We start from the raw sequence: 19,208 nt of genomic DNA on the forward strand, positions 1-19,208 counted from the left end.
CTCTTTTTTGTATCAGATGTCGCTGAAGCGGCCCGCCGCAGGCGGAAAATCCAGTTCGCAGGATTCTTTGTTTTGTTAGATGCTGAGATTTGGAAAATAACAAACAAACTTTGAGGAATCCTTTATTTTAATTCTCCCATTTTACCATTAATATAAATGTATCAAAATGCTGGAAAACAAAAAAGAAAATGGATAATGACCGTGCAGTTTGACGGTGAAAATATGAGAGGGGGAAATAGAGAAATGAAAAATGCCCGGAATGTAGCTGCGGCAAAAGGAGGAAGAATGAAAAATGACGGTGCTCTGCGCACCCAGCTTTTTCCATATCTTCTGGTTGCGCCCACTGTGATTCTGATCCTGTCGTTTTTGGTATATCCCATTGCCAGGGTTTTTTATCTAAGCTTCCAGAATTATGACCTTACCCAGGCCTGGAAAGACGGATTTGCGGGATTTAAGAATTATCAGAAACTGTTTCATGATGGAAAGTTCTACAGCTCCCTGACGATTACAGCAAAATGGGTTCTGACCCAGGTGGTGGGGCAGCTGGTGCTGGGAACCGTGGTGGCGCTGCTGCTGAACCAGAAGTTTAAGGGCAGAGGCTTTGCCAGGGCCATATCCCTTGTGCCGTGGGCCGTATCCGGCGTGCTTGTGACCATGCTGTGGACCCTGATGTATGACCAGAGCTCAGGCCTGATCAATGATATGCTGATGAAATCAGGTATCATTTCAAAAAAGGTTGCATGGCTGGCTGATTCCAGAACCTTCTTCCCTGCGGTAAACATTGCGGAGCTGTGGAGGGGAGTGCCCTTTTTTGCCATCAACATCCTGGCAGCGCTGCAGTCCATACCGGCAGATGTATATGAGTCCAGCGCCATTGACGGATGCGGGCCGGTGAAGAATTTCTTTTACATCACCCTTCCCTACCTGAAGGAGAGCATTATATTTGCAACGCTTCTCCGCGGCATATGGGAGTTTAATTCCATTGACATGATCTTCACCATGACCAACGGGGGTCCTATGGACAAGACCACAACACTGCCGATCTATATGATGAAGACAGCCATTATCAAGGGAAATTACGGATATGGCTCCACCATCGGAGTGATCGCATTCCTGATCCTTCTGGTGTTTGCGGTCTTCTATATAAAAGTCAGCGGTTTCGGAGGTGAGGAAAATGAGTAGGAAACAGAAAACTGCAGCTGCCAGGATTGCAGTACTATACATACCTTTGTTCATTGTATTGGCGTTGGTCCTTATCCCGTTTTTGTGGGCTGTGTCCACATCCTTTAAGACCATACCGGAATTTCAGTCCGAAACGCTTCATTATCTGCCGCAGTCACTGAATTTTGATAACTATTCCTATGTATGGGGCAAGAGCGGATTTTCCACCTATTTTGTCAACAGTGTGATCGTATCCTCGCTGTCGGTGGTTGTGGTGATTCTGCTGTGTATCTGCAATGCGTATGCCTTAAGCCGGTATAAATTCAGAGGAAAATCCGGTATGACCCTGCTGCTCCTTGGAACGCAGATGATGCCGGTGATCCTGTATCTGGTGCCCCTGTTTTCCGTATTCAAGACCATTAAGCTGATCGACAGCCCTGCGGCCCTGGTTATTTTCAATATTATTCTTCAGACTCCGTTTAATACGCTTCTGATGCGGAGCTTTGTAAACGGAGTTCCGAAGGAACTGGACGAGGCGGCCATGGTGGACGGAGCAGGACGGATGACGATTATGTGCCGGATCCTGCTGCCGGTGTTAAAACCGGGCATTGTGGCGGTAAGTGCATTTACCTTTATCGGATGTTGGAATGAGTTCCTGGTGGCATTTACATTTATACAGACCCAGAGGAAATTTACCATTCCGGTAGGACTTAAGACCATGATCGGAGAGTATTCGGTCAACTATCCGGCCCTTGCTGCCGGAAGCGTGATCGCTCTCATCCCTCCTGTGATCCTGTTTGCCATTATCCAGAAGCATCTGGTGGCGGGACTCAGCGCCGGGGCGGTAAAAGGCTGATTGTAAAAAGCTGATCGTAAAAGCTGATTCACCCATGATTTTTCTACATGGAACAAAATACATGCGGTTTCAGAAAACTATGATATAATTTTGAAGGAGGGTTTTATTTATGAAAAGAAAACAGGTAATGGCGGCAGCCCTGGCAGTTGTGATGGCGGCGGGAAGTATGCTCACAGGATGCGGCAGCAGCAAGGACAGCGGTTCTGCTGCACAGCAGAGCGGACAGGAACAGGCGGGTGCGTCCGGTCAGTCTGGTAAAAATCAATCCGGGAGCAGCCAGTCTGGTGAAGGAAACGGGGAGCAGACCACGGTTACATTCTGGGCAGCTGCCGTGACCGAAGAGCGCCAGGGATTCTTTGACTGGTTTGCCGGCTATGTGACCGAAGTGTATCCTGATATTAAGGTGGATATGCTGGGCGTTCCGGGTGATCTGAGTGATTACAGGCAGAAGCTGGACGTGGCGATCCAGGCAGGAACAGCGCCTGACATCACCAATGATTTCCGTCCGGAACTGGTACTCAATGGATATTATGAGAACCTGAACCCTTATTTTGAAAATTGGGAAGACAAGGATAAAATCAATGAAGCCCTGATTAAATCCAATAAGACATATGACCCCACCGGAGAAGGACTCTACGCGCTTCCCTACAGTTCCCAGACTTGGAATATGTGGGTAAGACCGGATTGGCTAAAGGAAGTTGGAATGGACGTTCCCACCAACTGGAATGATTTCTTTACAGCCGTAGAGAAGATGACGGATGCGTCCAATGATAAATACGGCCTTTGTATCCGCGGCGGTGCAGGCAGCGCCAATACACTGGAGATGCTGATGTACGCATATTCCGGCCTGGACCACTATTTTACCGAGGACGGAAAATCCACCATCAATGACCCAAAGAATGTGGAATTTGTACAGAAATATCTGGTAGACTGTTACAATGTATATACGGCTCAGGATGACCTGACCAAAGGCTGGGCGGATCTGGCTAATTCCTTCCAGTCCGGCAAGGCAGGGATCGTGGTGCATAACCTGGGTTCCGCAGCATCCATGGTACAGGCATTTGAGGAGGATTACAGCAAATTCCAGGCAGCCAAGTTCCCGGCCTGTGATGGTGGTTATGTGGTTCACGCAGGGCTGATGCCTCTGGGACTTTCCATGAACTCTCAGTCCCAGAATAAGGAAGCGGTCTGGAAGGTGATCTCCCTGTATCTGAGCAAGGAAGTAAACACCAAATATTGCCAGCTGTACGGCGAGATTCCGGCCAATATGGAAGCTGCGCAGGATCCATTTTTCAAGGATTCGCCTTACATGAGCGTGGGTGTTGACATTGAGACCAGCGCAGATGTGAAATTTAATGATACTCCATACTATCTTCCGACCTATTCCAATATCCAGTCCGATATGGAGTCCAATATCCAGGCAGTTATGTCCGGGGAAATGACCCCGCAGGAACTGCTTGACACATGGGCGGCAGCTCTGGAAGAAGCGTATGTGGATTATAATGAATCCGTAAAGCAGTAATATTAAAATAATGGCCGGACATTCCGGCAGACCAGGGGCACTGAAAAGTGCCCTTGTTGTGGAATATGATAAAGATCCGGCGGCACGGGGGAGAAGGAGGCACAGCCAATGGCATACAGAAGCAGGCGAACATTTCAGAAGCAGGTCATGAGGACGTTTCTTCCGGCCACGATCCTTCTTATCCTGTTTTCCGGCATTATGATGTACATGCTGGGGGCCGGGCAGGTAAAAAAGAATGCCAGATACCTGATCGCCAACACGACCAGGCAGACCGCTGCCGTGGTGGACAGTAAGCTGGAGCTGACACTGGGGAAATGCAGCGAGCTTAACAAGACCCTGGCCCTGTGGCGAATGGTGAACCATCCTTATACGGAGGACAGCAAAACCAATGAATACCAGGATATGATCACGGTCCATAAGTTTCTTCAGGGGATCTACAATGACAGCAACGGAGCTATTGACTCCATTGCATTCCAGACCGTTTACGGCAACCGGCTGAACGTCTATTACGATATGGTTTACGATTATTCGCACTTAAGCTGGGACAGTTTTGAGGACGGCAGACGTGATTCCCTATTCTGGGTGAACGCCCATGCGGATGAGGTATTTTCCACAAGGATCCCCAGGGAGGTATTTTCCCTTGTCATCCCCTATAACAATACAAAGAAAGAGTACACGGGGCTCTTGGTGATCAACTTTAAGGGAGATTATTTCCGGGAACTTTTAAACGAGGCGGAGATCAGCCGCAACGGCTATGTATTTCTGTTAAGTGAAGACGGCTGCCTGATGCCGGAGCCATCGGACAACCGGTCCGGGCTGAATGAGGAACAGCTGGACCAGCTTCGCGGTATGACGGGGAGCGGGGATTTTGAGATCTGGGATCAGGAATCCAGGGAGATGCTTGATATTCATTATACACCTTTAAAGGCTAACAGCTGGACAGCAGTATCTGTTACGCCTCATTCGGATCTGTACAGCACCCTGGATAATTTCAAGGCCGTATTCTTCATGATCATTGTGGCGGCGGCTATCCTTTCCGTGCTCGTAGCCGTGTTCTGTTCGCGCTATGTTTCCAGGCCTATTAAAGAGTTGTCGGAACAGGTGCTGGCATTTGAGAAGAACCGGGATATGGTCTTTGGCGTGAACGCGGGATACGAAATCACCACCCTGGCCGGCGGACTGAACCATTTAAAAACCACCATTGACCGGCTGTTGGAGCAGGTGCGGGAGGAGCAGAAGCAGAAATCCCACCTGGAACTGATGATCATGCAGTCCCAGATCAAGCCGCATTTTCTCTATAACACGCTGGGGTCTATCAAGGCTCTGGCGGATCTAAAGGAATCCCAAAAGGCTTCCTCCATGTGCGAATCGCTGATCCGGTTTTACCGGATCAGTTTAAGTAACGGGAATTCGGTTATTACAGTGGGCATGGAAATGGAATTGGTGGACAATTATCTTCGGATATTGGAATACAGGTATGGGGAAAAGTTTGAGTATTCCTTTGAAATCGAGAAAGGTCTGGAACATGCCAAGATTCCGCGTATGATGCTGCAGCCGTTGGTGGAGAATGCGGTTTACCATGGAATCAAACCCAAGGACGGCGGGGGAATGATTCTGGTAAGCGGCAGGATGGAAGACGGCTTTATGGTCATAACCGTGTTTGATGACGGTGTGGGAATGGATGCAAACACGCTTGACCGGCTGCGGGAGGATTTAAAGGAGGAGGCAATCGCCCCGGGCAAACAGGGGGGATTTGCCATGCGCAATGTATATATGAGGCTGAAGGGATTTTATGGGGAACAGGCTGGGATGAAGATTGACAGCGTAAAGGATGTCTATACCCAGGTACAGATCATGGTACCCCTGGATGTAATGGAGGGAATCGCTTATGTACAGACTGATGATCGTGGATGATGACGAGATGCTGCGCCGCGGCCTGGTGCAGAATGTGGACTGGGCCGGGCACGGGTTTGAGGTGGTTGCACAAGCTGCAAATGGGAAGGAAGCCCTTTGCAAAATGGATGAATCCATGCCGCAGCTGATCGTGACGGATATCCAGATGCCGATCATGGACGGTTTGCAGCTGACAGAAACCATCAGCAGGCTGTATCCGGAGGTGAAGATCGTCCTGCTGACCGCATATGAGGAATTCGAGTATGCAAAAAAAGCATTGGAATATAAGGTAAGCCAGTATGTTCTGAAATACGAAAGCCAGGATGCGGTTTTGGACGCCGTGCTCCAGGCTGCCAGACAGATTGAGGCGGAGAGTGAGAGCCGGCTTCTTAGGGGGAAGAGCCTGGATATGCAGCGCAGGAATTTTTTCCGTGAGATCAGCTGCAATAAGATGGAATTGGGGGAAATCCAGGCCCAGGCTGGCCGCCTGGGAATCAGCCTTTCCTGTGGACGATGCCGTATGGCGTCATTTAAGATTGAGTCTCTGAAGGCCATGGATGAAATTCCATTTCTGATTCAGACCAAGGAATGGTTTTATGCCATTGAGGAGGCTATCCGGGCAGTGTGCAGGGAGGCCGGGTATGATCTGTCTTTCTTTCAGGGGAAAGAGTATTTGAACGCGGTTATCATGGAAGGGGAAAATGAACCAAGGCGCAGCCGGGAAGAGATACAGAGCAGTGGACGGCCGGATCTGCGGGATCTTCTTGGGGATGCTATGTCCAGACTGATGAACCGGCTTGATATCCACCTGTATGCCGGGATCGGCCGTTGGTATGACACCATTGACCGCATCCATGATTCCTATATGGAGGCTCTCAAGATCAACAATCTGCGGGACGTGCTGGACCGGGAATATCCAAAGCGGCAGTATCCCATTCTGGAGTACAGCCCGTATATGTTTGCCGAGGAGACGGCGGAGGAATTGGTGGGCAAGGTGAGCAGTTATATCAATATGTGTTTCGCAAAGACGGACCTGTCCCTGGAGCGGATCGCAGACCAGGTTCATCTGTCAGCCAACTATGTCAGCACTTTATTTAAGAAACATTCCGGTATGAATATCAGCGATTATATCATAAAGATCCGCATGGAGCATGCGGCCGGCCTGCTTTCAGCAACAAACTTTAAGACATATGAGATTGCCGAGCGGGTGGGTTATACGAATTCACAGTATTTCAGCGTCCTGTTTAAAAAATTCTACGGCATGACGCCCAAGGAATACAGGAACCAGAATAAAATTTGACCATAAGGAGATTAGAATCATGGCGCAGATACAAAATCCCATATTAAAAGGATTTAACCCGGACCCATCCATTGTGCGGGTGGGGGAGGAATATTATATTGCAGTATCAACATTTGAGTGGTTTCCGGGAATCACTGTGTACCGTTCCCGTAACCTGCGGGACTGGGAGTTTGCAGCGGCTCCGCTGAATGACGACCAGAAGCTTGATCTGCGGGGAATCGATACGGCCTGCGGAATCTGGGCGCCAAACCTGACCTATGACAATGGACGTTTTTATCTTATCTATACGATTGTCTACACCAACCGTTCCCGTTTTAAGGATACCCATAATTTCCTGGTTACAGCTGAACACATTGAGGGCCCATGGAGCGATCCTGTATTTCTCAACTGTTCCGGGTTCGACCCGTCCCTGTTCCATGACGGTGACCGGAAATGGCTGGTCAATATGACCATTGACCACAGAATGGACAGAGCGCGTTTTTCCGGAGTGGATATCCAGGAATATGATGAGATGGGGAACTGTCTGAAGGGCCCTGTTTACCGCATTTTCCGGGGAAGCCCCATTGGAAAGACAGAGGGTCCCAACATGATGAAGCGGGGCGGATATTATTATCTTATCTGTGCGGAGGGAGGAACGGAATTCGGACACTGCGTAACTGTGGCGAGATCCAGGAACATCACCGGGCCTTATGAGGTGGACCCCCAAAATCCCATGCTCACATCCAAGGCAGATGATGATTATCCCATACAGAGAGCCGGACACGGACAGCTGGTACAAACCGCGGACGGCAGCTGGTATATGGCGCATCTGTGTTCCAGACCCGTGGACGGGTGCAGCATTCTGGGACGTGAAACCGCGCTCCAGAATATCCGTTGGACAGAGGATGGATGGTTCTGCCTGGCGGGCGGGGGGAGGCTCCCGTTTGGGGAGGCGAAGATGGATGCGGAGTTGGAGTTGCTTACAAAAGCAGAGAACGCTTCGGATAAAGTGGAAAAACAGGGAACGGTTTTATGCGCGTCCGGTAATATGGCGGAGGATTTTAACAGTCCTTCCCTCCCGTGGCAGTTCCTCACTTTGCGGGAGTCGGCCGCGCACTGCGGACTGGACCTTAATTCCAGGCCGGGCTGGCTTCGGATCCACGGCGGCAATTCCCTGTCATCCAAGTACCGCCAGGCATTTACCGCCAGGCGTCAGCAGGCATTTTCCTATGATGCGGTGACGAAGGTGGATTTCTGCCCGGGCGATTATCATCATATGGCGGGATTGGTGTGCTACTATAATTATGACAATTATTTTTATCTGAAGATCACCCGTGATGAGGAGCTGGGGCGCTGCATTCAGATTACGTCCGTCATCAACAGGGAGGTGGAGGACAGCCCTTGTGTATCAGTACCGGACAAGGGTGATCTGTATCTCAAGGCAAAGGTAAGGAGAGGAGAACTTACATTTTTTTACTCCACAGATGGAGAAAATTATGAAGCTGCAGGCAATGTCCTGGACATGCATGGATTGTCGGATGAGCGGGTGAACGGGAATGGCTTTGCCGGCGCCATGGTGGGGATCGGATGCCAGGATCTCCAGGGGAATGGGGTCTGGGCGGACTTTGACTGGTTTTTGTATGAGGAGATCTGATATTTTGTAACTGTTCAGGGCACCCAGTTTCCTGTTGTCTCCCTTAAGAAATTCTAACATTTCCTTTAGAAAAAATTCCACAAATAGTCAGGGAATAGTTATGTGATGTTAAGGCATTTTCAAGGATTAAATCTAAGGTATATGATATGATAGATACATAAAAACAGATATAATCCACATATCCTTAATAAGGGAATGATCTGAGTGAATCTAAGTGGGAAAGCGGGTGAAGCAATGAAGGTGCGTAGAGGATTAAAATATATGGCAGCCGTTGTCTTGGCAGTGGGTATTTACCTTTGTGCAACGGTCATCATGGATGGCTATCATATGTACAGGGATGCGGTGGCTGAGGTAAGCCTGGAGGACAAGGTGGCCTCTATCCGCGGCAAGGAAAACTATACCACCTATCATGAGCTTCCCGAGATCTATGTGGACGCGGTGCTGTCGGTGGAGGACCACAGGTTTTATAACCATCCGGGGATTGACGTGATCGCCATCGGCCGGGCGGTGTTTAACGATATACGGGCAGGAGCCTTTGTGGAAGGCGGAAGCACTGTGACGCAGCAGCTGGCCAAGAACATGTATTTTACCCAGGAAAAGGAACTGCAGCGCAAGGTGGCGGAAGTGTTTGTTGCCTTTGACCTGGAGCGCAATTACAGCAAGAATGAGATTTTGGAGCTGTATGTGAATACGATCTATTACGGAAACGGATATTACTGTGTTAAGGATGCCAGCCAGGGATATTTTGGAAAAGAACCTGGGGACATGACGGATTATGAGAGCACGCTGCTGGCCGGGATCCCCAATGCGCCGTCCAAGTACGCGCCCACCGTCAGCCAGGAGCTGGCAGGCAAGCGCCAGGAGCAGGTTCTGGCACGTCTTGTGAAATGCGGATATTTTACAGAGGAACGGGCACTTGAGACACTGGCTGCAGGGAATATGCTGTAGGCAGGTGTATGCTGTGGGTGAATGATTGCTGCGGATGAGTCCAAGGCGCATTGACGATGGGAATCCAGGATGATAAGATGGAAGTATTCAGATTCAGGAGGAGAATACATGCAGATATCGTCCAGCTTAGGAACGAGCATTGTCACGGAAGTAAAGAAAATCATCCATGAAGATCTGACGTTCATGGATAAGAGCTGCCGTATTATTGCCTGTACGGATGAAAAACGGATAGGGGATTTCCATGAGGCCAGCAGGAAGATGCTGGATGAGGGCCTTAAGGAGCTGACGGTGCCGGATGATGATACATATCAGGGAACCCGGTCCGGGATTAACCTGACGCTGGAGATTGAAGGCCAGGTCGTAGGGGTCGTGGGCATCACGGGAAACGAAGAAGAGGTCAGCCGCTACGGACAGGTTGTAAAGAAAATGACGGAAATCCTGCTGCTGGAAAGTTATTTGAAAGAAGAAAAAATGCGGATTCGCAGCGCCAGAAACCGCTTTTTGCAGGAATGGCTGATGACGGATGAGCTGAGGATGAACTCGGCCCTGGTGGATGAAGGTATCTCTCAGGGAATCGATGTGATGGTGGCCAGACGGGTTGCGGTGCTTGAGCATACCGGGAATTCCATCATGAGCCAGGAGGATGTGGAACGGATTGAACACAGGATCCGCCGCATCCTGAAAGAGGACATGCGCAATGTAAATGGCAGCAGCGGCGGAAGCTTTATCGTACTGATGAGCGAGCGCAGCGATGAGATGGCGGCGAAGCTGATTACCCAGATCCAGAAGGATATCCAGAAGGAATGCGGATATCAGCTGATTGCAGGCGTGGACAGCCGTACTGTAAGCGGCGGACAGCTTAAAGCCGGATATCTTCGGGCCATTAAGGCCCTGAACGGGGCCGCGGTGCGGGGAAACGGCGGGATTGCCTTTTACGACAGTATTTTATTGGAAATATTCATCAACGATATTGGACAGGCCACAAAGGAAGAGTTCATACAGCGGGTATTTAAGGGGTGTTCGGAAAAACGGATGAAGGAAGCTGTTCGTATTTTGAGGGTGCTCTATGAGTGCAACGGTTCCATCAACCAGGCTGCCGAGCAGCTGTACCTCCATAAGAATACGCTGCAGTATAAACTGAACCGGTTAAGGGAAAAAACGGGTTATGACCCGCGTAAATTAAGCTCGGCGCCTTATTACTATCTGGCGATCGCGTTTTATGAGAGCATGGAATGAAGGATATTTATAGAAAGAGGATTACTGCGGGCAGCGGTAGTCCTTTTTTGATAGATATTCGGACATATATGGAAATGGGTAATAATAGATAAGAATGTGTATGGAATGAAGTAAAAATAATACAAAACATACAAATGAGTTTGTTACATATACCATATTAATGCCACTAAATGTAGTTCCTATACCATATCGCCCATATTGGATTTATGATATAGTTAATTCATGAAACATACACAGAAACATCGATGAGGAGGGGGACATGGAGATAGAAATACCATATGGGAAATCTGTTCTATCAGCCGACATACCAGATGGAAGAATAGGAGCAGTGCTAACTAACCAGCTTCATGATTATGAGCCTCCCGCTCCGGCGGATGTACTGGTTGAGCAGGCGCTTGCATCGCCAATTGGAAGCCTTCCTTTATGTGAGTTGGCAAAAGGAAAGGAGAATGTGGTTATTCTGGCAAGTGACCATACCCGCCCTGTGCCCAGCAAGGCAATCATACCCGCCATGCTACGGGAAGTAAGACGGTTTAACCCACAGGTAAAGATTACAATCCTTATAGCAACCGGGTGTCACAGGGGATCAACCAGGGATGAACTTGTCCGTAAATTCGGCCGTGAGGTCTATGAACAGGAACATATAGTCATCCATGACTGTCTGAAGGATACCATGGTGGATTATGGAATCCTCTCATCGGGTGCGCCCCTATGTGTAAACCGGATTGGCGCCCAGGCTGACCTGCTGATAGCGGAAGGTTTTATTGAACCGCATTTTTTCGCCGGATTCTCCGGGGGACGTAAAAGCGTGCTTCCAGGAATTTGCGCAGCCAGTACGGTTTATGCCAATCACAGTTCCGGCATGATTGACAGCCCATATGCCCACAGCGGCTGTCTCAAGGGGAACAGGATTCATGAGGACATGGTGGAAGGTGCGCGGCGTGTTGGATTGTGTTTTATCGTAAATGTGGTCTGTAATGGCAATAAGGAGACTGTGGCTGCCTTTTCAGGGGATTTTGAGCAGGCCCACCTTGCAGGCGTCAGTTTCCTTAATGAGCTGTGCAGGATGCAGGTGGACGAGGAAGCGGGGATTGTCATCACGGGCAACGGCGGTTTCCCGCTGGACCAGAATATCTACCAGGCAGTCAAGGGAATATCCACAGCAGATATCATCTGCCGCAGGGGCGGTGTGATCATCATGGCAGCCGCCAGTGTGGACGGTCATGGGGGGAATGAATTCTATCACACATTCGCATGCGGGAAAACAGCAGGGGAAATCCTGCAGGATATCCTCAGCGTACCCCAGGATAAAACCCGGCCGGACCAGTGGCAGTCCCAGATTCTTGCAAGGGCAATGGCAAGGCATCCGGTCATTCTCATAAGTACGCAGCCGCCTGAATTAGTTCAGAGGATGGGACTCATACCTGCTGACAATCTTTCTCAGGCCGTTGAAATAGCGGATGGGATCTTAGGCACCAAGGAAAAAATCGTGGTAATACCGGATGGGGTCGGATGCATTCCTGCCCTGAAGGAAACATAGTGTACGGCAGTTAAAGGAGGAAAAATATGAGGGAAAAGGCAAAATTATCAGTGAGGAGTAAGAAGTGGGCCCTCCGGTGGCTGAGTATTGGTATCATACTCATTTTAATCAGCTGCGTTGGAGCATCTGTTTTACAGACAAATTTCTATAAGACACAGGTATATACCTTTAAGGTGCCCACCAGCGGCGGAAAATACCTGTCCTGTAATATGTACCGGCCAAAGACAGCCAGTGCGGAAAATAAGGTCCCCCTGGTGATCGCCACAGCGGGAACCTATGCCAGTAAGGAGCAGATGGATATTCCGGGAATAGAACTTTCCAGGCGGGGGATTGCGGTTATTACCTTTGATCCCTACATGCACGGACTCTCCAGCGGCGGCACGGAACCCTATGACCAGTTTGCCTGGACTGACGCGGGTATGATTGCGCTGGTTGAGTTTGCAGCGGCCAATCTGGATTTTGTAGATACCGGGAGAATCGGCGTGACCGGCCATTCTCTGGGAGGACGTATTATTTCCAACACGCTGGCCCATTATGGCGTGGCCTACGAGAAGGCGCTGGCCCAGGCCCAGGAGCCGGATTCTGAGGGGGGTACGGAGATTACGGAAAAAGAGCAGGCATATGCCCGGTCCCAGAATAAGGTGATGGCGGCATTTGCCTCCGGTGTACAGACAAGCGAGATTTCCTTTGGCGTAAAGGACGATACCTTTGCAATTCATGGAATCAAAGGCGCGCCCGAAGATAAGGAGATGCCTCAGAGGGCTTACGCCAGCGTTGCTGTATATAATGGATTTAATGATGAGTTTGGCCGTGGGAATTATCAGGTGGACGGTGTGGCTTATGATTTAAGCGTGCACCCCGACATGATTTCCCTGGTGAACAGCGTGCTTGTGCCGGAGGATAAGGTGGATACCATAGAGATTGACCATTTTTATGGAAATGCGGGGGATCACACGCTGCGTGTGGTGTATAATCCGCCGGAAGTCCACGCTTATGAGCGATTCTCCACCACGGAGGCCAGGGAAATATCGGATTTCTTTACAAAGGCCTTTGAAATGGAAAATCCCATTACGCCGGAGAATCAGTTATGGCTTTTGAAAGAATGCTTTAATTTCCTGGGCTTTATCGGAATGTTTCTGCTCCTTGTGCCTCTGGCTTCGCTGTTCATGCGCCTTCCGCTCTTTGCAGAGCTGGCAACGTCCGTACCGGAGAAGCTGCCCGCCCTTAAGTCCGGCCGCAGCAAGCTGATTTTCTGGGGAACCTGGCTGTTTTCAGCAGTGGCATCCTGGCAGTTTTTCCTTCCCGCCATCGGAATATCAACGGCCCTGTTCCAGGTGCAGTCAAAGCAAGGTACGCTGACCTGGCTTTTCCCGCAGAAGATGACAAACTTTGTATGGGTCTGGGCTATCTTTAATGCCATTGTAGGGCTTGCACTGTTCTGGCTCAGCTACCGTTTTAACGGCTCTAAAAACGGCGTTACCCCTAAAATGTGGGGGATTAAAACAAGCGGAAAAGAGCTGCTTAAGAGCCTTCTTCTTGCCTTCACCGTATGCGCCTGCTTTTTTAGTGTGGTTTTTCTCGCCAATTATTTCTTTGTGGCGGATTTCCGCATCTGGGTGCTTGCCATCAAGGTATTTAAGCCCATACATATCATTTATGCCGTAACCTATGCCGTTATGTTCTTCCCTTACTATTTTATGGTATCTGTATCAACCAACAGCTCACGGCGTGTGGAAGGGCAGAAGGAATGGGTGAATCTGCTGATTTGCGGAATCGGTAATATCCTGGGCCTTGCCCTGATGCAGTTTGTAATGTACAGTAACGTGTACGCCACGGGAATCAACCCTTATGGAACGGCCTGCTTAAACTGCATCCAGACCTACCAGCTTCTGGTACTTTTATTTATCGTCCCATACCTTTGCAGGTATCTGTTCAAGCTTACAGGAAAGGTGTGGCTGGGAGCCATGATAAGCTGCCTTACAGTGGTAACGATTAATGTTGCAAACTCCATGCTGCACATTCCGGCATAGAATGGAAATCATGCCAGGTCCCGGTAAGTCCCAATTATTATGAGTCTTTACAATTCATATAGAATCTGTTAGAATGAGAAAACAGCTAAAAAGCGTTAGATACCCCCCATCGGTGCGTATCTAACGCTTTAAGGCGTGTCGTCAGGACATGCCGCGGCACCGGTTTGATATCAGATGGATGAAACAGGACAGAGGGACGTAAAATGAGCGGAATATGGGACAGAATAAAGGGTATACTGGGATGGGGAAAAAGGGAACCGGATAAGAGGGAGGACGACAGGGTCATGTATATCATAGCGGGTTTGGGCAATCCCACAAGGGAATACGAGAAGACAAGGCATAATGTGGGATTTGAGGTCATTGATGTGCTGGCCGATATGCTGGGCACCACGGTTGAGGAGAAAAAGTTTAAGGGACTTTACGGCAGGGGGATCATAGGCGGTGAGAAGGTCCTGCTTTTAAAACCTCAGACCTTTATGAACCTGAGCGGCGAGAGCGTAAAGGCGGCTGCGGATTTCTATAAAGTGGACCATGAACATATTATTATCATATATGATGATATCAGCCTGGATGTGGGGCAGCTGCGGATCCGCAAAAAGGGCAGCGCGGGCGGCCATAATGGGATCAAGAACATCATCGCCCACCTGGGGACCCAGGAGTTTTCGCGGATCCGGGTGGGAGTAGGCGATAAACCTAAGAAGATGGACCTGGCGGATTATGTGCTGAGCCGTTTTTCCAAAGAGGACCGTGTGCTTATGGAGGATGCCTTTAAGGACGCGTCAAAGGCGGTAAACGTGATGATCACGGAGAGTGTGGACGCAGCCATGAATCAGTTTAACGGCCATAAGGCCTGATGTGAGGTAAAGGGTAAGATGGAAAATCCATTGTTGGAATTACAGGAATATGACAATCTGGTCCAGGCTCTGAAGAAGGAAAAGGGCCCTCTTCAGGTGACAGGGACCCTGGATTCCCAGAAGGTTCATCTGATGTATGAGCTGGGGGAGGAGACAGGGGTTCCCTGGAAACTGGTGGTGACCTATGACGATACCAGGGCCAAGGAAATATATGACGACTTCCGGAATTTTACAAAGCAGGTGTGGCTGTATCCGGCCAAGGACCTGCTGTTCTACAGCGCGGATATTCACGGGAACCTGATGACACGCCAGAGGATCGCGGTACTTAAACACCTTATGGAGGAAAAAGGGGGTATTATCGTCACCACCATGGACGGCCTTATGGACCATCTGCTTCCGCTGCAGTTTCTAAAGGAGCAGGCCATTACGGTGGAAAGCGGACAGGTGATCGACCTGGACCTGTGGAGACAGCGGCTGACAGCCATGGGATATGAAAGGATGGCCCAGGTGGATGGCATGGGGCAGTTCTCCATCCGCGGAGGGATCATTGACATTTTCCCGCTGACAGAGGATGTGCCCTTTCGTATTGAACTATGGGATGACGAGGTGGATTCCATCCGGACCTTTGACCTTGAGAGCCAGCGCTCCGTGGAGCAGCTGGATGAAGTGACCATTTATCCGGCAGCGGAGGTGGTGCTGGATAAAACACAGCTGGATGCCGGGATCGCACGCCTTAGAAAGGAAGAAAAGACCTATGAGAAGGCGCTGAGGGACCAGCACAAGCCGGAGGAAGCCCATCGGATCCACTCCATCATAGAGGAACTGTCGGACGGACTGGAGGAAGGCTGGAAAATAGGCGGGCTGGACGCATATATACGGTATTTCTGTCCTGATACAGTCTCCTTCCTGGAGTATTTTCCCAGGGGAGAAAGCGTGGTTTACCTGGATGAACCGGCCAGGCTGCGGGAAAAGGGAGAGACCGTGGAACTGGAATTCAGGGAGAGCATGGTGCACCGCCTGGAGAAAGGATATCTCCTTCCGGGGCAGACAGAGCTGCTTTACCCCGTGGCAGAGGTGCTGGCCAGGCTGCAGAAGCCGCATACGGTCATGCTTACAGGGCTGGACCAGAAGCTGCCCGGCATGAAGATAAACCATAAGTTCAGCATTGATGTGAAGAATGTTAATTCCTATCAGAACAGCTTTGAGATCCTGATCAAGGATCTGACCAGGTGGAAAAAGGAGGGCTACCGTGTAATCCTGCTCTCCGCTTCCAGAACAAGGGCCAGCAGGCTGGCCAGCGACCTGAGGGAGTATGATCTGCGGGCTTACTGCCCGGATGGAGGGGAGGATGCCGGTGACAGGGAACCGGCCGCCCATTCCAGTAAAACCGGGGGAGATCATGGTCACCTACGGCAGCCTTCACCGTGGCTTTGAATACCCGCTTCTCAAGTTTGTCTTTATCACGGAAGGCGATATGTTCGGCGCTGAAAAAAAGAAAAAGCGCAGGAAGAAAACCAACTACCAGGGAAAGGCGATCCAAAGCTTTTCGGAGCTGTCCGTGGGCGATTACGTGGTCCATGAGGAGCACGGGCTGGGTATTTATAAAGGCATTGAAAAGGTGGAGCGGGATAAGGTCATTAAGGACTATATCAAGATCGAGTATGGGGATGGAGGAAATCTCTACCTGCCCGCCACCCGGCTGGAGAGTATCCAGAAATATGCAGGAGCGGACGCCAAGAAACCAAAGCTTAACAAGCTGGGCGGTTCGGAGTGGAACAAGACCAAGACCAGGGTCAAGGGGGCGGTCCAGGAGATTGCCAGGGATCTTGTAAAGCTCTATGCAGCCCGCCAGGAAAAGAACGGGTTCCAGTACGGACGCGATACGGTGTGGCAGAATGAGTTTGAGGAGTTGTTTCCCTATGATGAGACAGATGACCAGATGGATGCCATTGATGCGGTGAAGGCAGATATGGAGAGCCGCAGGATCATGGACCGGCTGATCTGCGGAGATGTGGGCTACGGCAAGACGGAGGTGGCCCTGCGGGCAGCCTTTAAGGCGGTCCAGGACAGCAAGCAGGTGGTCTATCTGGTGCCCACCACCATTCTGGCCCAGCAGCACTATAACACGTTTGTACAGAGGATGAAGGATTTCCCGGTCCGTGTTGACATGCTCTCCCGGTTCTGCACCCCGGCCAGGCAGAAGAAGACCCTGGAGGACCTGCGAAAGGGGATGGTGGATATTGTGATCGGCACCCACCGTGTACTGTCAAAGGACCTGCAGTTTAAGGATCTGGGGCTTTTGATCATAGATGAGGAGCAGCGGTTCGGCGTTGCCCATAAGGAGAAGATCAAGCAGCTGAAGGAAAATGTGGATGTCCTCACCCTGACGGCAACACCCATTCCAAGAACCCTGCACATGAGCCTGGCTGGCATCCGGGATATGAGTGTTCTGGAGGAACCTCCGGTGGACCGGACCCCGATCCAGACCTATGTGATGGAATATAACGAGGAAATGGTCAGGGAAGCCATTAACAGGGAACTGGCAAGAAACGGACAGGTGTATTATGTATACAACCGGGTGACGGACATTGATGATGTGGCCGGCCGGATCCAGGCACTGGTGCCTGAGGCCGTGGTCACGTTTGCCCATGGACAGATGCGGGAGCATGAGCTGGAGCGGATCATGGCTGATTTCATTAATGGGGAGATCGATGTGCTGGTATCCACCACCATCATTGAAACGGGACTTGATATCCCCAATGCCAATACCATGATCATCCATGATGCGGACCGCATGGGCCTTTCCCAGCTGTACCAGTTAAGGGGACGTGTGGGCCGGTCCAACCGGACCTCCTATGCCTTTCTCATGTACAGACGGGATAAGCTTTTGCGGGAGGAGGCTGAGAAGCGGTTGCAGGCCATCAGGGAGTTTACGGAGCTGGGATCAGGCATCAAGATCGCCATGCGGGATCTGGAGATCCGCGGGGCGGGAAATGTCCTGGGAGCGGAGCAGCACGGCCATATGGAGGCAGTGGGATATGACCTGTACTGTAAAATGCTCAATGAGGCTGTTCTGGCCCTCAAGAGAGAAATGCCTGAGGAGGATTCCTACGAAACCGTGGTGGAATGCGATATCGATGCGTACATTCCAGCCGCTTATATTAAAAATGAATATCAGAAGCTGGATATTTATAAGAGGATTTCTGCCATCGAGACAGAGGAAGAATACATGGATATGCAGGATGAGCTGATGGACCGCTTTGGGGATATCCCCCGCAGTGTTGCCAATCTCCTGATGATTGCGGCTCTCAGGGCATTGGCCCATAAGGCTTATGTAACTGAGGTGATGGTCAACCGCCAGGAGGTAAGGCTTTTGATGTACCAGAAAGCCAGGATCCAGGTTGACAAGATCCCTGAACTGGTACAATCCTTTAAGGGCGATTTAAAGCTGGTTCCGGGTGAAGTACCCTCCTTCCACTATGTGGACAGAAGGAACAAGAACCAGGACAGCCTGGCCATGGTGGAAAAAGCAAAGGAGATATTAAAGGGGCTGTGCGGACTGAGGTTATAGGGAGAGGGAGTCATGTTCTGTCTTTTCTTCTTCCTTGATCTCCCAGTGGATCAGGAAGGTCAGCGCGGCACGCAGGGCAATGATGCCGGCCACGATCCCGATCTCCTTCCACTCGCGCACCACCACGGTACGCAGGATCTCACTTCCCATCTTAAACTCCAGACCCATGGCCAGGCCTTTGGCCAGGTATATCTTGGTGTCGGGGGAGTGGCGCAGGAATTTAGAAAAGCCTGTAAGTCCGGAATAGATGATAATGCCCACGCCGATAAATTCAAATATGAGGATTGCTATGTTTGCTATCAGGGACAGCAGCGCTTCCATATGCTCCATTGTTCTGCCTTTCTATAGGTCGGTCCGGGGCTGGTGGTCTGCCACCGGTACCTGGATGGATTTTACCTTTACCCCGTCCACTTTGCCCAGATCTCCGGCAAATGAACTGATCTGGTTCTGGGTCCCATGCATTACGATGCTGATAACAGACACGCCGTATTCCCGGCAGGGAACGCCCAGGCGGGCAATGATCATGCTGGACTGGAGATGGAGTTTCTCGTTAACCATTGCCACAGATTCCGGATTGCTGATGATACAGCTTATGACAGCCAGACGGTCTTCCATAGAGTATGTCCTCCCTTTTGTGTTTTTAATCTGGGGTTACGTACACAGG

The 19,208-nt window shown here is 50.4% G+C and carries 13 protein-coding genes and 1 pseudogene; 12 read left to right on the forward strand and 2 right to left on the reverse strand.

Features of this window, described 5'->3' with window-relative positions; all coding sequences use genetic code 11:
* The first annotated feature begins 285 nt into the window (after nt 1-285).
* From HMPREF9469_RS19025 to mfd, 12 genes and pseudogenes are all read left to right on the forward strand, one after another.
* Nucleotides 286-1,182, forward strand: a complete 897-nt coding sequence (locus HMPREF9469_RS19025) for a carbohydrate ABC transporter permease (protein ID WP_040416917.1) — start codon at nt 286-288, stop codon at nt 1,180-1,182.
* A complete protein-coding gene (locus HMPREF9469_RS19030; protein WP_007865365.1) occupies nt 1,175-2,017 on the forward strand; it encodes a carbohydrate ABC transporter permease in 843 nt (280 codons plus the stop codon). The genes HMPREF9469_RS19025 and HMPREF9469_RS19030 overlap by 8 nt, the downstream gene beginning before the upstream one ends.
* A gap of 109 nt (nt 2,018-2,126) precedes the next feature.
* Nucleotides 2,127-3,539: an ABC transporter substrate-binding protein gene (locus HMPREF9469_RS19035; protein ID WP_007865368.1), complete on the forward strand. Its 1,413-nt coding sequence runs from the start codon at nt 2,127-2,129 to the stop codon at nt 3,537-3,539.
* A 108-nt stretch (nt 3,540-3,647) separates the two neighbouring features.
* Nucleotides 3,648-5,453: a sensor histidine kinase gene (locus HMPREF9469_RS19040; protein WP_007865370.1), complete on the forward strand. Its 1,806-nt coding sequence runs from the start codon at nt 3,648-3,650 to the stop codon at nt 5,451-5,453.
* Nucleotides 5,428-6,732, forward strand: a complete 1,305-nt coding sequence (locus HMPREF9469_RS19045) for a response regulator (protein WP_007865372.1) — start codon at nt 5,428-5,430, stop codon at nt 6,730-6,732. Before HMPREF9469_RS19040 ends, HMPREF9469_RS19045 begins: the two co-directional genes overlap by 26 nt.
* Before the next feature lie 19 nt (nt 6,733-6,751).
* Nucleotides 6,752-8,365 carry a glycoside hydrolase family 43 protein gene (locus HMPREF9469_RS19050; RefSeq protein WP_007865373.1) on the forward strand — a complete coding sequence of 538 codons (1,614 nt, stop codon included), beginning with the start codon at nt 6,752-6,754 and terminating at the stop codon, nt 8,363-8,365.
* Nucleotides 8,366-8,599: 234 nt separating this feature from the next.
* The gene (locus HMPREF9469_RS19055) at nt 8,600-9,313 is read left to right on the forward strand and encodes a biosynthetic peptidoglycan transglycosylase (RefSeq protein ID WP_040416879.1); all 714 of its coding nucleotides are present in this window, start codon (nt 8,600-8,602) and stop codon (nt 9,311-9,313) included.
* Between the two features lie 108 nt (nt 9,314-9,421).
* Nucleotides 9,422-10,549: a CdaR family transcriptional regulator gene (locus HMPREF9469_RS19060; RefSeq protein ID WP_007865377.1), complete on the forward strand. Its 1,128-nt coding sequence runs from the start codon at nt 9,422-9,424 to the stop codon at nt 10,547-10,549.
* Nucleotides 10,550-10,808: 259 nt separating this feature from the next.
* Nucleotides 10,809-12,089, forward strand: a complete 1,281-nt coding sequence (gene larA, locus HMPREF9469_RS19065) for a nickel-dependent lactate racemase (RefSeq protein WP_007865378.1) — start codon at nt 10,809-10,811, stop codon at nt 12,087-12,089.
* A 26-nt stretch (nt 12,090-12,115) separates the two neighbouring features.
* Nucleotides 12,116-14,119: an alpha/beta hydrolase family protein gene (locus HMPREF9469_RS19070; RefSeq protein ID WP_007865380.1), complete on the forward strand. Its 2,004-nt coding sequence runs from the start codon at nt 12,116-12,118 to the stop codon at nt 14,117-14,119.
* 203 nt (nt 14,120-14,322) lie between these two features.
* Nucleotides 14,323-14,973: an aminoacyl-tRNA hydrolase gene (pth, locus tag HMPREF9469_RS19075; RefSeq protein ID WP_007865382.1), complete on the forward strand. Its 651-nt coding sequence runs from the start codon at nt 14,323-14,325 to the stop codon at nt 14,971-14,973.
* A gap of 18 nt (nt 14,974-14,991) precedes the next feature.
* A pseudogene (gene mfd, locus HMPREF9469_RS33855) lies at nt 14,992-18,544 on the forward strand (transcription-repair coupling factor).
* Here mfd and HMPREF9469_RS19085 read toward each other — a convergent pair.
* Both HMPREF9469_RS19085 and HMPREF9469_RS19090 read right to left on the reverse strand, forming a co-directional pair.
* A complete protein-coding gene (locus tag HMPREF9469_RS19085; protein ID WP_007865390.1) occupies nt 18,539-18,874 on the reverse strand; it encodes a DUF1622 domain-containing protein in 336 nt (111 codons plus the stop codon). The pseudogene mfd and the gene HMPREF9469_RS19085 overlap by 6 nt on opposite strands.
* Nucleotides 18,875-18,886: 12 nt before the next feature.
* Nucleotides 18,887-19,159 (reverse strand): TM1266 family iron-only hydrogenase system putative regulator, encoded by a 273-nt coding sequence (locus tag HMPREF9469_RS19090; protein WP_007865394.1) that lies wholly within the window; start codon nt 19,157-19,159, stop codon nt 18,887-18,889.
* Between the last annotated feature and the right edge of the window lie 49 nt (nt 19,160-19,208).

Origin of the sequence: [Clostridium] citroniae WAL-17108 (genome assembly GCF_000233455.1) — a bacterium.
GTDB lineage: Bacteria > Bacillota > Clostridia > Lachnospirales > Lachnospiraceae > Enterocloster > Enterocloster citroniae.

Excerpts from the sequence above, each read along its gene's own strand:
- HMPREF9469_RS19025 (WP_040416917.1), top strand. The coding sequence starts at position 286 with ATGAAAAATGACGGTGCTCTGCGCACCCAGCTTTTTCCATATCTTCTG.
- HMPREF9469_RS19030 (WP_007865365.1), top strand. The coding sequence starts at position 1,175 with ATGAGTAGGAAACAGAAAACTGCAGCTGCCAGGATTGCAGTACTATAC.
- HMPREF9469_RS19035 (WP_007865368.1), top strand. The coding sequence starts at position 2,127 with ATGAAAAGAAAACAGGTAATGGCGGCAGCCCTGGCAGTTGTGATGGCG.
- HMPREF9469_RS19040 (WP_007865370.1), top strand. The coding sequence starts at position 3,648 with ATGGCATACAGAAGCAGGCGAACATTTCAGAAGCAGGTCATGAGGACG.
- HMPREF9469_RS19045 (WP_007865372.1), top strand. The coding sequence starts at position 5,428 with ATGTACAGACTGATGATCGTGGATGATGACGAGATGCTGCGCCGCGGC.
- HMPREF9469_RS19050 (WP_007865373.1), top strand. The coding sequence starts at position 6,752 with ATGGCGCAGATACAAAATCCCATATTAAAAGGATTTAACCCGGACCCA.
- HMPREF9469_RS19055 (WP_040416879.1), top strand. The coding sequence starts at position 8,600 with ATGAAGGTGCGTAGAGGATTAAAATATATGGCAGCCGTTGTCTTGGCA.
- HMPREF9469_RS19060 (WP_007865377.1), top strand. The coding sequence starts at position 9,422 with ATGCAGATATCGTCCAGCTTAGGAACGAGCATTGTCACGGAAGTAAAG.
- larA (WP_007865378.1), top strand. The coding sequence starts at position 10,809 with ATGGAGATAGAAATACCATATGGGAAATCTGTTCTATCAGCCGACATA.
- HMPREF9469_RS19070 (WP_007865380.1), top strand. The coding sequence starts at position 12,116 with ATGAGGGAAAAGGCAAAATTATCAGTGAGGAGTAAGAAGTGGGCCCTC.
- pth (WP_007865382.1), top strand. The coding sequence starts at position 14,323 with ATGAGCGGAATATGGGACAGAATAAAGGGTATACTGGGATGGGGAAAA.
- HMPREF9469_RS19085 (WP_007865390.1), bottom strand. The coding sequence starts at position 18,874 with ATGGAGCATATGGAAGCGCTGCTGTCCCTGATAGCAAACATAGCAATC.
- HMPREF9469_RS19090 (WP_007865394.1), bottom strand. The coding sequence starts at position 19,159 with ATGGAAGACCGTCTGGCTGTCATAAGCTGTATCATCAGCAATCCGGAA.